This window comes from Micromonospora sp. NPDC049529, from assembly GCF_055586685.1.
On sequence record NZ_JBVJHT010000018.1, the window covers coordinates 17,332 to 32,096 of the forward strand.

General features: G+C 69.7%; 11 protein-coding genes and 1 pseudogene. 7 read left to right on the forward strand and 5 right to left on the reverse strand.

Annotation, left to right across the window (positions count from 1 at the left end; all coding sequences use genetic code 11):
* Positions 1 to 120: 120 nt before the first annotated feature.
* Complete coding sequence (locus tag ACZ6QQ_RS27780; RefSeq protein WP_465880283.1) at positions 121 to 831, reverse strand: response regulator; 711 nt, start codon at positions 829 to 831, stop codon at positions 121 to 123.
* A gap of 9 nt (positions 832 to 840) precedes the next feature.
* Complete coding sequence (locus ACZ6QQ_RS27785) at positions 841 to 1,965, reverse strand: sensor histidine kinase (RefSeq protein ID WP_465880284.1); 1,125 nt, start codon at positions 1,963 to 1,965, stop codon at positions 841 to 843.
* A gap of 149 nt (positions 1,966 to 2,114) precedes the next feature.
* Between ACZ6QQ_RS27785 and ACZ6QQ_RS27790 the strand changes: the two genes are divergently transcribed.
* The 4 genes from ACZ6QQ_RS27790 (at position 2,115) to trpA (ending at position 5,529) form a co-directional block, all read left to right on the forward strand.
* Positions 2,115 to 2,858, forward strand: coding sequence for a dienelactone hydrolase family protein (locus ACZ6QQ_RS27790; RefSeq protein WP_465880286.1), 744 nt, complete (start codon positions 2,115 to 2,117; stop codon positions 2,856 to 2,858).
* A 10-nt stretch (positions 2,859 to 2,868) separates the two neighbouring features.
* A complete protein-coding gene (locus ACZ6QQ_RS27795; protein WP_465880287.1) occupies positions 2,869 to 3,150 on the forward strand; it encodes a DUF6295 family protein in 282 nt (93 codons plus the stop codon).
* Positions 3,151 to 3,418: 268 nt separating this feature from the next.
* Positions 3,419 to 4,738: a tryptophan synthase subunit beta gene (trpB, locus tag ACZ6QQ_RS27800; RefSeq protein ID WP_465880289.1), complete on the forward strand. Its 1,320-nt coding sequence runs from the start codon at positions 3,419 to 3,421 to the stop codon at positions 4,736 to 4,738.
* The gene (gene trpA / locus ACZ6QQ_RS27805) at positions 4,735 to 5,529 is read left to right on the forward strand and encodes a tryptophan synthase subunit alpha (protein WP_465880290.1); all 795 of its coding nucleotides are present in this window, start codon (positions 4,735 to 4,737) and stop codon (positions 5,527 to 5,529) included. The genes trpB and trpA overlap by 4 nt, the downstream gene beginning before the upstream one ends.
* A gap of 70 nt (positions 5,530 to 5,599) precedes the next feature.
* On the opposite strand, the gene ACZ6QQ_RS27810 is transcribed toward trpA, so the two are convergent.
* Together ACZ6QQ_RS27810 and ACZ6QQ_RS27815 are read right to left on the reverse strand one after the other, a co-directional pair.
* Positions 5,600 to 9,370: a S1 family peptidase gene (locus tag ACZ6QQ_RS27810; protein WP_465880292.1), complete on the reverse strand. Its 3,771-nt coding sequence runs from the start codon at positions 9,368 to 9,370 to the stop codon at positions 5,600 to 5,602.
* 26 nt (positions 9,371 to 9,396) lie between these two features.
* Positions 9,397 to 9,699, reverse strand: a complete 303-nt coding sequence (locus tag ACZ6QQ_RS27815; RefSeq protein WP_465880293.1) for a trypco2 family protein — start codon at positions 9,697 to 9,699, stop codon at positions 9,397 to 9,399.
* Positions 9,700 to 9,872: 173 nt separating this feature from the next.
* On the opposite strand from ACZ6QQ_RS27815, the pseudogene ACZ6QQ_RS27820 reads away from it, so the two are divergent.
* Positions 9,873 to 10,103 (forward strand): annotated as a pseudogene (locus ACZ6QQ_RS27820) (fructosamine kinase family protein); the annotation flags it as partial.
* 5 nt (positions 10,104 to 10,108) lie between these two features.
* Positions 10,109 to 10,444, forward strand: coding sequence for a hypothetical protein (locus ACZ6QQ_RS27825; protein WP_465880446.1), 336 nt, complete (start codon positions 10,109 to 10,111; stop codon positions 10,442 to 10,444).
* Between the two features lie 57 nt (positions 10,445 to 10,501).
* Here ACZ6QQ_RS27825 and ACZ6QQ_RS27830 read toward each other — a convergent pair whose 3' ends face one another.
* Positions 10,502 to 12,904 carry a galactose-binding domain-containing protein gene (locus ACZ6QQ_RS27830; protein ID WP_465880295.1) on the reverse strand — a complete coding sequence of 801 codons (2,403 nt, stop codon included), beginning with the start codon at positions 12,902 to 12,904 and terminating at the stop codon, positions 10,502 to 10,504.
* A 483-nt stretch (positions 12,905 to 13,387) separates the two neighbouring features.
* Between ACZ6QQ_RS27830 and ACZ6QQ_RS27835 the strand changes: the two genes are divergently transcribed.
* Entirely contained in the window at positions 13,388 to 14,764 is a 1,377-nt protein-coding gene (locus ACZ6QQ_RS27835) for an ABC transporter substrate-binding protein (protein WP_465880296.1), read from the forward strand.
* The last annotated feature ends 1 nt before the right edge of the window (position 14,765 follow it).

Sequence of the window (14,765 nt, forward strand, 5' to 3'; positions counted from 1 at the left end):
GGGCCGGGCGGATCGCCGCCGGGCGGGAAGCCGATCTCACTCGCAGGAGCGGGACCGGGGCGCCCACCTCACCCGCGCGGAGTGGAAGACGACTCCACCCGGGCGGGGCGGAGGCCGACCTCACCCTGTGGGTCGGGCACCGTCCGGGTCGGCGAGGTCTCCGGCGACCACCAGACCCGACTCGTACGCGAGCACCACCGCCTGCACCCGGTCGCGCAGGCCGAGCTTGGTGAGCAGGTTGCTGACGTGGGTCTTCACGGTGTGCTCGGTGACGTAGAGCGCGGCGGCGATCTCGGCGTTGGACCGGCCACGGGCGACCTGGCGCAGCGTGTCGGTCTCGCGGGCGGTCAGCGTCGCCAGCCGGGGTGAGGGTGTCGGTCCGGTCCGGGCCCGGTGGCCGCGCGACACCACGTCGAGGATGAGCCGGCGGGTCACGGTGGGTGCGAGCAGTGCCTCCCCGGCGGCCACCACCCGGACGGCGTTGACCAGTTCCTCCCGCCGCATGTCCTTGAGCAGGAAGCCGCTGGCTCCGGCGTGCAGCGCGTCGTAGACGTACTCGTCGAGGTCGAACGTGGTCAGCACCAGCACCCGGGCGGCGGTCTGCGCGCAGATCCGGGCGGTGGCCTCGATGCCGTCGACGTTCGGCATCCGGATGTCCATCAGCACCACGTCGGGGTCGAGTTCGCGGGCGAGCCGGATCGCCTCCGCCCCGTCGGCCGCCTCCCCCACCACCGCCAGGTCCGGCTGAGCGGCCAGGATCATGCCGAAGCCGTCCCGGACGAGTGCCTGGTCGTCGACGATCAGCACGCGGATCGACCGGTTCCCGGACATCGGCGCAACCTATCGCAGGGGCAGGGTCGCCACGACCCGGAAGCCGACCCCGTCGGGTCCGGGGCCGGTGGTCAGCTCGCCGCCGATGGTGCTGATCCGTTCGCGCATCCCGATCAGGCCGTGCCCGGCCGGGTTGCCGCTGCCGGACGCGCCCCGCCCGTCGTCGCTGACCTCCAGTCGCAGGGCGGTGTCGCGCCAGTCGAGGCGGACCCGTACCTGCCCGGCGCGGGCGTGCCGGACCGTGTTGGTCAGGGACTCCTGGACGATCCGGTAGGCGGTGACACCGAGGTCGGCCGGCATCGGGCGGCGCTGGCCGTACTCTTCGAGGGTTGCGGTCAGACCGGTCCGGCGGGCGCCGTCGACCAGCGGACCGACCGCGTCGAGGTCCGGCTGGGGTTGCCGGGCCGCGCCGTCGGACCGGAGTACGCCGAGCGCGCGGCGCAACTGACGCAGCGCCTCGCGGGCGGTGGCCGAGATGGTGTCGAAGACCTCCTCGGCCTTGTCCGGGTCGGTACGCACGACCACCGGTCCGGCTTCGGCCTGGACCACCACCAGGCTCATCGAGTGGGCGAGGATGTCGTGCACCTCGCGGGCGATCCGTTCCCGTTCCCGGGCGGCGGCCGCCGCCTGTTCCTCGGTGAGCCGGTGGGCCCGCTCCTCCAGCATGGCGATCCGGTCCCGACGGGCGCGGGCGCTGGTGCCGAGCGAGTACGCGACGACGAACACGATGCCGGCGGTGCCGAAGGCGAACACGTCCTCCTTGGGAACCACCGTGACCAGGATGCCGACCGTCGTGCCGAGCAGCAGGACCAGCCGGTGCAGCGCGGGGCTCAGCGCGGCGAACGTGTAGGTGGCGACCAGTTGACCGGCCGGGATGTTGCCCAGGGACTGCCCGAAGGCCAGGACGGTGGTGCCGACGCCGACCAGTGCCGTGACCGCGAACGGGTACTGCCGGCGCCAGAGCAGCGGTACGGCGGTCAGCCCGGCGACCACGAACGCCCACGGTTCGGCGTGCCCGCCGGTGAACGCGTTGATCGTGACGACGAGATAGCAGGCGATGGCGATGAGTGCGTCCACGACCAGCGGTGGCCGGGACCGGAACCAGTCGGCCAGCCGGCGTGCGCGCTCCACCATCGGCCCAGTATCCGCCGTGGGCGTACCACCGGGCCTCCCTCCTGGGAGTGAGTCCGGGCGGGGCCGGTCGGCCCAGTTGATCTAAGCTGGCCGCGTCCGGGCCGGAATAACGGCCAAGGTACGCGAAGACGCGGAAATCGGGAGCCATCATGTACGACGCGATGCTGGCCGAGACGGTCACTCTCACCGGGGCGGACGCCGACGTGATCGAGGGTTACCTGGCCCGCCCGTTGGGCCCCGGCCCGTACGGCGCGGTTGTCGTGATCCACCACATGCCCGGTTACGACGAGGCGACGAAGGAGATGACCCGTCGCCTGGCCCACCACGGTTACCTGGCCCTCTGCCCCAACCTGCACAGCCGGGAGGCGCCCGGCGCGAGTCCCGACGACGCGGCGGCGGCCGCCCGCGCCAATGGCGGGGTGCCGGACGTACGGCTGGTCGGTGACGTGGCCGGTGCGGCGGCGTACCTGAGGGGGCTGTCGTCGAGCAACGGGAAGGTCGGCGTGATCGGGCACTGTTCCGGCGGTCGGCAGGCGTTCCTGGCCGCCTGCCAGTTGCCGCTCGACGCGGCGGTGGACTGCTACGGCGCGTTCGTGGTCGGCACCCCGCCGGAGGGCATGCCGTCGACGTTCCAGCCGCTGCTGGGCATGGCCGACCGGCTCTCCGCCCCGCTGCTCGGGCTCTTCGGCGCCGAGGACCGGTATCCGTCGCCGGAGCAGACCGGGGAACTGGAGCGGGAGCTGACCCGACTCGGCAAGACCTTCGAGTTCCACACGTACGACAACGCCGGTCACGCCTTCTTCGCCGTCGACCGGCCCAGCTACCGCCCGCAGGCGGCGGTCGACGGCTGGCAGAAGATCTTCACCTGGTTCGACCGTCACCTGAGCGCCTGAGGAGCCGCAGATGTGCACGTACGTCACCGAGAAGATCGAGATCGACGGCAGCGGCAAGGGCCCGACCGGTTGGTTCGGGCTGACCGGGGCAACGGTCTACGTCGACCACCCGCAGCACGCCCCGTACGAGCACACGGTCAACATCGACCTGGTCAATCCGGCCGCCGGTCCGGCCGCGCGGGTGGCGGTGGAGTTGACCGAGGAGTCGGCGCTGGCCCTGGTCGCCGCGATCCAGGCGGCGCTGGCCAGCGCGCCACCCGGACTCGCCAGCGCCCCGCGCCCGACCTCCTGATCTTCGCGAAGATCGGTATCCCGGTCCCGGGGCCGGGTCGGCGTCCTGATCCTCGGGAAGGGCCGGATCCGGTGCGCCGGGGCAGCTCAACGCGGTCAGTAGGCTTGACCGCAGCCAGAAGGTGGCCCGGCCAGGGCGATCTTCATCGCCGAGCGGCCGGCGGCGGCACCCCGGTCGGTGAGCCGTCCGACCCGGACCACCGCCCCGCCGCCGCGACCCGACGATCCGAGCTGATCGCGCCCGAACGATTCGAACTGATGAGGACCCGGTGACTCAGACTGTCGACAACACCGCACAGGATCCCGCGGCTTCGGCCGCCCCGCTCTCCGCGCAGGACGGCCCGTACTTCGGCCGGTTCGGCGGGCGGTTCGTGCCCGAGGCGCTGATCGCGGCGCTGGAGGAGCTGGACACCGCGTACCGGACGGCACTGGTGGATCCGGAGTTCGTCGCCCAGCTCGACGAACTGCACCGCAGCTACTCGGGCCGGCCGAGCATCCTGACCGAGGCGCCCCGGTTCGCCGCGCACGCCGGTGGTGCCCGAATCATCCTCAAGCGCGAGGATCTGAACCACACCGGCTCCCACAAGATCAATAACGTGCTGGGGCAGGCGCTGCTCACCGTACGGATGGGCAAGACCCGGGTGATCGCCGAGACCGGCGCCGGCCAGCACGGGGTGGCCACGGCGACCGCCGCCGCCCTGCTCGGCCTCGAAGCCGTGGTCTACATGGGCGAGGAGGACACCCGGCGGCAGGCCCTGAACGTGGCCCGGATGGAGCTGCTGGGCGCCACCGTCATCCCGGTCACCGCAGGCTCGCGCACCCTCAAGGACGCGATGAACGAGGCCATGCGCGACTGGGTCACCAACGTGCACAACACGCACTATCTGATCGGTTCGGTGGCCGGGCCACACCCGTTCCCGTCCATGGTCCGCGACTTCCAGAAGATCATCGGCATCGAGGCCCGGCAGCAGATACTCGACCTGGTCGGCCGGCTGCCGGACGTGATCTGCGCCTGCGTCGGCGGCGGGTCCAACGCGATGGGGATCTTCCAGGCATTCCTCGACGACACCGAGGTCGAACTGCTGGGGCTGGAAGCGGGCGGCGACGGCGTCGACACCGGCCGGCACGCGGCGGCGATCAGCGGCGGCGCACCCGGTGTGCTACACGGCAGCCGCTCCTTCATCCTCCAGGACGAGTTCGGGCAGACCGTGGAGAGCCACTCGATCTCGGCCGGCCTCGACTATCCCGGCGTCGGACCGGGGCACTCCTGGCTGCACGAGATCGGCCGGGGCCGCTACGAGGCGGTGACCGACGCCGACGCGATGGAGGCGTTCCTGCTGCTCTCCCGTACGGAGGGGATCATCCCGGCGATCGAGAGCGCGCACGCCCTGGCCGGCGCGATCCGCGAGGGTCGCCGGCTCGGCCCGGACGGGGTGATCCTGGTCAACCTCTCCGGTCGCGGTGACAAGGACGTCGACACCGCCGCCCGGTACTTCGGTCTGCTCGACGGCGCGCCCGCGCCGGACGCCACCACCTCCGCACCGGCCGACGCGGCCGACGCGGCGCACGGAGAGGACGCGGCCAAGTGACCGTCCGTACGACCATCGAGAAGGCTCGGGCCGAGGGCCGCGCCGCGCTGATCGGTTACCTGCCGGTCGGGTTCCCCGACGTCGAGACCTCCGTCGCCGCGATGCGGGCGATGGTCGCCGGGGGCGTGGACATCGTCGAGGTGGGCCTGCCGTACTCGGATCCGCTGATGGACGGGCCGGTGATCCAGCGGGCCACCGAGGCGGCACTGGCGGCCGGCACGCGTACGCAGGACGCCTTCACCGCCGTACGCGGGGTGGTCGACGCCGGTGCGCCCGCGCTGGTGATGACCTACTGGAACCTGGTCGATCGGTACGGCGTCGACCGGTTCGCCACCGACCTCGCCGACGCCGGTGGTTCGGGGCTGATCACGCCCGACCTGATTCCGGACGAGGCCGAGCCGTGGCAGGCCGCGTCGGACGCGCACGACCTGGACCGGGTCTACCTGGTGGCGCTCACCTCCACCCCGCAACGGCTGGCGATGACGGCGAACGCGTCGCGTGGTTTTGTCTACGCCGCCTCGCTGATGGGCGTGACCGGCGAACGCAACTCGGTCGGTGCTGGTGCCCGTGACCTGGTCGAACGGGTCAAGGGGGTGACCGACGTGCCGGTCTGTGTCGGTCTCGGGGTGAGCAACGGGATCCAGGCAGCGCAGGTCGCCGCCTTCGCCGATGGCGTCATCGTCGGCTCGGCCTTCGTCCGCGCCATGCTGGACGCGCCCGACCGTCCCTCCGCCCTGGCCGCCGTCGAAGCCATCGCCAGAGACCTCGCCACCGGCGTCCGCTCCGCCTGATCCGCTTGCCGGCTCGGGGCGGATGGTGGTGGGACAGAAGTCCGGCGACCGACTGCCCCGGGCCGTCTCGTCACGGCTGGGTCGACTCGCGAAGGGTGTCACCTGCGCGGCCGATCCGCGCGCGACGCACTTCGTCGAGTTCGGGCATTTCAGACAGTCCCTCTAGGATCGCCTGGAAAAAGTTCGTGGCGTCCTGGGTCTCCAGCCAGGTCAGGGCGTAATCGGCGATCCTTCTGCTCTGCGTCGAGCTCACCTGCCGTTGGAGGACCAAGCCGTGCAACAATTTGTTGACGTGTTTCCTCGAGGTGGAGTCGTCCAGGAACTCCAATGCCTCTTGGATGACTTTGCTCAGTTGTGGCTGCGGGACATCGCCCCGTCGGAGCAATTTCGTCAAGAGGGTGGCCTTCGCGTCCCTGCCGAGTTGATCGATTCGCAGCAGGACGTAATCGGCGAGCCGCCCGGCCACCACGGGTGCAAGGAAGCCTTGTTGTTTGGCAAGGAAGTTCAGAAACGTCCTAGCCTTGCGATGTTCCGGGTAAGCGTCCAGCCAGTTCAACACCCGGGGCGCGACAATGTCGAGCTGCCTCGAATTCAGCTCCGCATGCTGGAGTAACGGCACCCCGACGTGGACCACTTTCTGGTCGTCGGGTTCGGTCCCGAACCAGGCGGTGGCGCGTTCCACTATGCGTTCGGCGTACCTGCCGTCCGCTCGCAGGTACTGCGGGGAGCACAGACCCTCAAGGAGGAACGACGTACGGTCGTTCGCGACGTCCTCGTCAAGCCAGTCGAGGGCGTCCTCGACCAGCCAGTCGTACTGACCGGTCGAGGATGCGGCGACACGGAGAAACGGCGCCAGGACGAACGAGAAGCCGTCCGAGCTGCGGTGCGCTCCGAGCCATTCGAATGCCACCTCGAGCACATCGCCGCGGCGCTCGCTGCCCGCCTTCAAGCCGTTCAACACCCCCTGTAGGACGAACGAGGCGTGCTCGCTCTTCCCATGGGGGGTGTTCAGCCAGACGAGGCTGTAGTCCACGGCCGCATCGTGAGCCGGTCCGCGCAGCAACCCGTTGGCCATGACCGCACAGATCAACAGCTCGGCCGAATCGTTCGCGCAGTGCAACTTGAGCCAGTCGAGGGCGAAATCCAGTGCCTGCACCCGATCGGGTACGTACCTACAGGTGAGCAATGCCCGCAGCACGAAGGAAGCCTCCTGGCGGGTGCCGTGGACACCGATCCAGGCCACCGTCTTCTCCACCAGGTCCGGCAGTTCGGAATCGTCCACCTCGGGGTGCTTCAGCAGTGGGCTCAGTACGAATGACGCGGCCGGCATGGCGCCCTGGCGGCCCGCCAACCAGGCAAGCCCCAACTCCACGCCCTTGCGCGCGTGACCGGCCTCCAGGGTGTCGTTTCTCAGCCAGTGTCGGAGCACGAAGCTGATACTCGACGAGTCGAGCCGGGTCGGCATCCAGGCCCTGGCCCCGTCGACGGCCCGCGTCACCAGTTCCGGTGACAGGCCGCGCGCGGCGAACAGGCCGGCGAGCACGTACGACGTTCCCCACTCCCCGGGGTTGTGGTCCAGCCAGGCCAACGCCTGGCTGGCAACGTCGTCCGCCCAGGGTGTGAAGGTCGCGGCCCGAAGGAGGCGCTCGAGAACCGGGTACGCCATCCGGTCGGTGTGGTGGTCGTCCAACCACGCCCGAACCGTCTCGACCAGCGGCTCGGGCAGGTCGCCGACCATCGCGCGCATCGCGCTGGCGAACAGGTCGTGCACCAGGCTCGGGGCGATGGTGGTGACCTGCCGCAACCACGGTTCGACGAGACTGTCCCAGTTGGCCACCACGCCGGGATGCCACGGCGAAGTGGACATCATGGTCAACAGCGCCCGGTAACCGTCATCCAGGTGGTCGGGGTCGGCAAGCATCCGGAGGACGCGACCGGCGTTCACCGAGAGCCATTTTTCGCAGATCCGGGTCACTTGCAGCTGTTGGGAGGGTTCGAGATCGGCGGTCCATCGACTGACGTGCCGTGCGGCGCGACCGAAGGTACGGGCGTCAACGAGCAGCGCGGAAAGCAACCGCCGGGCCACCCGGCCCTCGACGGACACCGCGTCCGCGATCAGTGACTCGTCGAGCAACTGGTCGACGACGATGTCGTGTACGACATCCAGCTCGTCGTCACCGGTCTCCACTAACCAGCCCAGCGAGGTCAGCCGACTGACGATATCGTCCGCGTCGGCGTGCGTGGTCGTCCTGCCGCTGTCGAGGAACGACGTGACGGCGGCTTCCACCGCTGTTCTCCGTTGGGTACAGGCCGACGCGGCGACCGCAGAGGCGAGCAACCAGTCGTTGGCCTGCACCGGTCCCGGACCGACGGCCTCACCGGAGGCGAAGTCTTCGCGGGTGCGGCGATGCAACCAGTCCAGCAGTCCCGCCTTCCGGCGCAGCCCCGACAGGTCGAGCCGGTTCAGCGGCATCCAGGATTCGAGCTGTTGGGCGATCAGCAGCGTGATGATCGGGCGTCTGCCACAGATCTCGATGGGCACCCGGTCATCGAAGTGTTTCAGCGCACCCGGCGCCACCTTCTTGAAGATGGCGCGCGCGATGGCATCCTGGTGCGCCTCGTCCTGAAGGAGGAGGATCTCGTCGAACCAGCCGAGGGAGATGTGCCTGGCCGTCTTCAGGCCCCCCGGGCGCACGGCCGCGATGCACGCGACCTCGGGAACTTTCGCCTCGGTGTCGAAGAGCAATTCGGCGAACGCTGTCGGATCCCAGCTGAATGTGTCGAAGTAGTCGAACACGAGCAGCACGCCCGCAGCGTCCTGACTTCGCACCGCCGACACGAGTTCTTCGGTGGACGCCGCCGAGTCCACGATGTGCAGCGCCCGCCAGCCGTGCTTCTCGGCGCGCGCCGCCACCTCGTAACACGTTCGGGTCTTGCCGGCACCCGCCGCTCCGACCAGTAGCACCCCGCGGATCCGCGTGCGGTCGCTACGGTGTCGTCTGGCCGAGAGGCGGTTCCACAGATTCACGGGATCCGCGGCGTGGTTTCGCCCCGGGCTGACGAATGGCAGGGCACTCTCCGTCAGGTATTTGCGGTGGCTCTGTACCTTGTCGCGCTCCCACCGGTGATCGCGGGCGATCTGTGCCACTCGGGCCGGCGACGACCGATGGGGGTCGACCACCGGGGGCACCGTCGGCCGGGCGATCGGGAAGCGGATGGACGTGACGATTTCGAGGTGCCGGTGCCAGATCTCCCGGCCGGGCAACGCGGTCAGCGGTGCGACGGTCAGAGTGCTGTTGCCCTCCGGGAGGTGGTGGATGGTCACCACGCCGAGGGCGACCGGCGTGCCGTCCGGTCCGGGAGCGAACACGACGGCGCCGGACATGCCCGCCCACGCCGACTTGCCGGGCACGCTCCGATCTCTCGGCATGCTGTCGATGTGCAGCTCGAGCGGGCCGATCTTGTTGATCCCGAGGTTTGCCGCCGTGCGAATGACTCCCTTGATCTGTGCGGTCTCGTTCGGTTTCCAGGTAGGAAAGCCGACGGCCACGCAGTCGGAGATCTCGCCGGTCCACGTGCGGTCGACGTCGCCGAACCGCACCGGCGGCAGCGTGGGCCCGGGTCCGGTCAGCTTGAGCAACGCCAGGTCGGGCCCGTTCTTGACGCCGCTGATGAGCACGGTGGCCGGGTACGTCGTGCCGTCGAGGAAGCTGACCGAGACGGTCGCGTCCGGCGCGCCGTAGCCGACGGCGTGGCCGCCGGTGAGCACGATGCCCGGCGCGACGAGGTAACCGGAGCCGATCTCCCGTTTCGTGGCCCACTGGCAGTCGACCCTGGCCACGCCGACGGTGTCGACACGTGGCCCGGTCAATACCGCTCGCCGTCAGTCTTGGTGATGCGTACCGAGTCGTCGTCCTTACCCAGGACCTGAAGGGTGACGGTCAGCTTTTGGATCTGCTCCTTGGCATACCCACCCTCGCCACCGAACTCCACCACCCAGAACCGCACCCCGGTCTTGGCCTTGGCCTCGCGCTTCACCCCAATGTGGAACTCCAACTGCACCTGACCGACCTCGAAGCTCAGGTTTTCGTCGGACGCCGCCTTTGCCGCCTCGGCCAGCTCGGCACGGAGCGCTGCAATGGTTTCCGTGATCCCGAGTCGCTCGCTCATCCAGCTTCCCCAGTCGGATAATTGTCGTGGCGAATCATTATTCCGTCTCCCGGATTCGGCGTCCAGTGAGCTGAGTCCGACGAACCGAACTGCGCGATGTCGTCTCGGTGGAGCCGGCGACCGGTGGGCTCGCGGCCCTCGCGGGCATAGCCACCCGTCGGGACGCGCCGGCGGTGTTCGTCAAGGCGTTCGCCGAGGCGCCGGCCGACGACATCTTCGTCGCGGAGGCCGAAGGGCTGGCCGCCCTGCGTGACCTCGGTGGCGTGGCGACACCCGAGGTGATCGTGGCGGACCGGAAGCTGCTGGTGTTGTCGGTGCTGCGACCGAGGCCGGGCGGCGGGACATTCTGGGAGCGGTTCGCGCACATGCTCGCCCGCCTGCACCTGAGCACGACCCGTGCGCGCTTCGGATGGCACCGGGACAACTGGCTGGGCCGCCGCCGACGGAGCAACACCTGGACGACGACGGCTTCGCCTTCTTCGCGGAGCACCGGCTGCTCCGATGGCTCGGGCAGCCTCGCGTGGACGCGGCCCTCGATTCCGGGCACCGGGCGGCGTTGGAGCGGTTCTTCGAGGTCTACGCGGAGCTGACCGCGCTCGACCGCGAATGGCGGTCACGGATGCCGATCGTCCAGCTCCGACAGCATCTCGCCGTACTGGCCCAGTTCGACGACGACTGGGAGGCGGCCGACCGGATCCGTGCCACCCTCGCCCCGTTCCGGACCCGAACTCGACCAGGGGCGTGACGGCCACCCACGACCGGCACCCGGCCCGGACCGTGTTGGTCCGGGCCGGTGGGCGGGTCAGGGGGTGCTGTAGATCTCCAGTTCCGACAGTTGGGCGGCGGGCCAGCCGGTGTTGGCGGTGACGACCACCCGCAGGTAGCGGGGGCTGGTCGCGGGCAGGGCGATGGTCGCGGTGTTGCCGCTGGCGGGGTTGAAGGTGACGCTGCTCGGGCCGGTGATGGTGGTGAAGGTCGACCCGTTGGTGCTGCCCTGCACGGTCACCGTCTGGTTGCGGGTCGCCCAGGCCGATGACGGCGGCAGCTTGAGCACGGCCCGGCGTACCGGGGTCGCCGCGCCGAGGTCGACCTGCACCCACTGCGGGAAGGCGTTGCCGGGGCTCTCCCAGTAGGTGTTCGGGTTGCCGTCGACCACGTTGGACGAGCCGTACGCCTGGACATGGCCGCTTTCGGCGGTGGGCCGGTTCAGCGCCAGGTTCGTCGTGGGCGGCGGTGCGGCGTCGGTGGTGACGGCCACCGTGTTCGACGGCGGCGAGACGTTGTCCGCCGCGTCCAGCGCGACCACCGAGAAGCTGTACGCGGTCGCCGGGCTCAACCCACCGACCGTGTACGACGTACCGGTGGGCGAGCCGACCACGGTGCCACCCTGGCGGACCTGGTAGCCGGTCACCCCGACGTCGTCGGTGGACGCGCTCCAGGCGAGCGACACGCTGGTCGCCGTCTTGGCGGTGACGTTCAACGCGCCCGGTGCGGTCGGCGGGGCGCCCGGTTCGCTGACGACGACGCCGTAGACCTCGACCTGGGACAGTTGCGCCGCCGCCCAGCCGGTGTTGGCGGAGACGGTGAGTCGCAGGTAGCGCAGGTTCGCGGTGGCGAAGTTGATGGTGACCGTGTTGCCGCTGGCGGGATCGAACTGGTAACCGGTCGCGCCGACGACGGTGGTGAAGCTGGACCCGTTCGTGCTGCCCTGTACGGCGATCGTCTGGCTGCGGCTGCCCCAGCCGGACGGCAGGCGCAGCACCACCCGGCTCACGCCCGCGCTGGCGCCCAGGTCCACCTGGAACCACTGCGGCAGGGCGCCGCTGCTCTCCCAGTAGCTGGCCGGGTTGCCGTCCACCGCGTTGCCCGCCGGGTACGGGCCGTTCTGGCTGCTGGCGGTGGTCGGCTTGCCGGCGGCGAGGTTGGTCGGGCCGGGGTCGGGGCCACCGCCGCCGACGATCGGCTGGGTCGGTCGGACCGGGGTGAGGGCAAGCTGCCCCTTGAGCATCCGCCCGCCGTCGGCGGTGATCCGCAGGTAGTAGTCGGAGGAGCAGGCGGTGCCGTCCTCGTCGAGAGCGCGGATGCCGGCGCCGACCGGCACCCAGGCGGCGCTCTCGGCGGTCTTGGCGATCTGGTTGCCCTCGTTGTACTCGTCGAACATGGACACGTAGAGGCCCTGTGCGCCGACCCGGATCATGTTGTAGAGGTGCCGCCAGTAGAAGTCGCCGTGGTAGCGGTGGCCGGAGGAGAGGTCACCGGGCATGACGCAGGGCTGGTAGTCGATGCCGTGCGCGTTGCAGTCGGCCTGGTCGGGGACGTTGACGTTGGTGTAGAACCAGTCGAGCCCGTCCAGGGTCCCGGTCCGGCCGACCATCCACGGCGAGATCATGTTGAAGGCGTGGTAGACGTCGAGGAAGCCGGGCCGGGAGTCGTTGACCCCGGTACGCCAGTAGGTCGGCACGCCGCCGATCACGTAGCAGCCCTGCGCCTTGAACCAGTTGACGACTTCCAGGCAGGGTGCCGGCGGGAACGGGCGGCCGCTGTCGTTGAAGCCGAAGCCCCAGATGCAGACCACCGGCTTGCCGTTCTGCCGGGCGTACGCGGGTGAGGCGGTGAGCGCGGACATCTTCGTTGTCCAGTCGGTTTTCAACTCGGACTGGAAGTTCGTCCAGCTCGTGACGTCGTACATGATGTAGAACTTGCGGTCGAAGCGCTCCGCCGCGCCACGGACCTTGACCGCCATGGCGTCGCGGGTGGGTCCCTCGTCGCCGAACGGGTTGAAGCGCTGGAGGGCGGCGGTGTCGCAGTTGTGCTCCTGCATCCAGCGGAAGTGGGTGTCGACGGTCTGCTGGTCGTAGGAGGAGAACAGGGCCGCCGGCTGGCCGTTGCCGAGGTTCGGGTACGCGGTGTTGTAGGTGCGGGTGTACTCGCGGTTGTCCGGCCAGGACACGATCGTGGTGTTGCTCGGCGAGGGTGACTGGAACCGGTCCCGGCTCCAGTGCCACCAGCCGCCGATCGGTGCCCCGTCGCCGGGGGCGGAGAACCAGCCCTGGTATCCCACCGAGATCTTGCCGACGACGTCGCCGGGCGGGCTGGCCGCGTGGGCGGGACGGGCGGCGGCGGCGAGCAGTTCCGAGGTGGAGACCGCGGCCAGGGCCGAGCCGGCCACGACCGAGGACATGAACCTGCGGCGGGAGACTGCCATGGGTGCACTCCCTTTCGTGATGCAGCGGGGATCGGTACCGCGTCGTACCGGGGCGAGGGGTGACTGCGGCGCGCGCCGGGACCGTCGGCCTGCGGGGCGTACGCCCTCGGGCCGATCACGGTCATCCTGCCAGCTTTGTTCACATGACCGCAATACAAGGATCGATGTATGAAACAATCGAACGACCGGGAGCAAAATCTCGACCAGGGGCGATCGGACGAGGGCTGACCGGATCACCACGGGCGCCGGGCAGGCAAACTCCATGAATATTTACCGACATCTTGTTTCTTCGTCGTGATGCTCGTAACCTGCGATAAACATCGGATGCCTACCCGTCCTGGCCAGGGGTAATGCTCCGGATCGGCGCGATGCCGGCCGCCTCCGGGGGTGGGATAGCTCGGATGACTAGCCCGCGAAGAAGGTGATCACCCGCAGTCCTGGCGCACCCGACCCACCCGACCTCCTGGGGAGCAGACCGTGACCATGAGCAGATCATCGGCGGCCCGCCGCAGGGTGTTCGCCGGCGTCGCCGCGGCGACGCTGGCACTCGGCATGACCGCCTGCGGCAACGACGACAGCGCCGACCCGACCGACGGGTCGGTGACCATGTGGACCTTCAAGAACACCCACGTCGCGGCGCTGGAACAGGTGGCCGCCGAGTTCAGGACGAAGACCGGGATCAACGTCGAGATCGAGGCGTACACCCCGGACGACGTCTTCACCAGCAAGATCCAGAGCGCGGCGCAGACCGGTGACCTGCCGGACGTACTCGAACTGCACGCCGGTGGCGAGGACCTGCGGGTCGGCGGCGCCGGACTCCTCGGCGACCTCGCCCCCGACTTCCCGGAGTCGGCGCTGCAACGCTTCCTGCCCGGCACCCGCGCCGCCGGGCTGGTCACCGAGAAGCGCCGGGCCGAGCAGGAAGAGGTCAGGAACGCCAAGGTCGGCAGCCTGTTCAGCGTGCCGTTCACCGCCGGCACGTTCGGCATCGTCTACGGCAACCGGGAGAAGATGAAGGCCGCCGGGCTCGACCCGGACACCCCGCCGCGCACGTGGGAGGAGTTCATCGGCTACCTCAAGGCGACCGGCACCGCCGATCCCAAGCAGGGCGGCCTGTCGCTGGGGCTGAAGGTGAGCCAGACCGGCTTCAACTGGATCTACGAACAGCTCGCCTTCGCCTACCTCGGCCAGGCCGGCTTCGAGGCACTGTTCGACAAGGACCCCGCGCAGGGCTTCGCCAGCCCGGACGGCCTGGCGACGCTCCGGCTCTACCAGCAACTCACCCCACACTGGATCGCCGGGGTGACCGCGCTCGGCATCGACGACGCCGACGTGGCGTTCGCCCAGGGCAAGTCGGCGTTCAACATCGGCGGCACCTTCACCCTGGCCTTCCTGGCCCAGAACGGCATGCCGGCGGAGAACCTGGTCACCTTCCCGATCCCACCGGCGACCGGCGGCAAGGTCACCGACCTGCGGCTGGCCCCGCTGGCCCTGACCGGGCTGTCGGTCAGCTCGCAGACGAAGAACCGGGCCTCGGCGATCAAGTGGATCGACCACCTCACCTCCCCGGAGGGGTCGGGCGCGTTCGCGAAGGCGTCGCTGGACCTGCCGGCGACCGACCTCGGCGGCCAGGCCGCCGCCCTGCTCGGGCCGAAGCTCGCCGCGTTGCAGCAGTACTTCACCGGGCCGCCGGAGGCCACCTACGACGCGGCGAACAAGAGCTTCCGGCCGCCGGACTACGACGAGGTGCAGGTCGGTGACCCGCTGGTCAGGTTCTCCCCGCTGGGCGAGACCGACCCGGCGGCCACCGCCGCGCAGCTCGACAAGGTGATCACGTCCATGTGGCAGAAGTCCGGTTAGG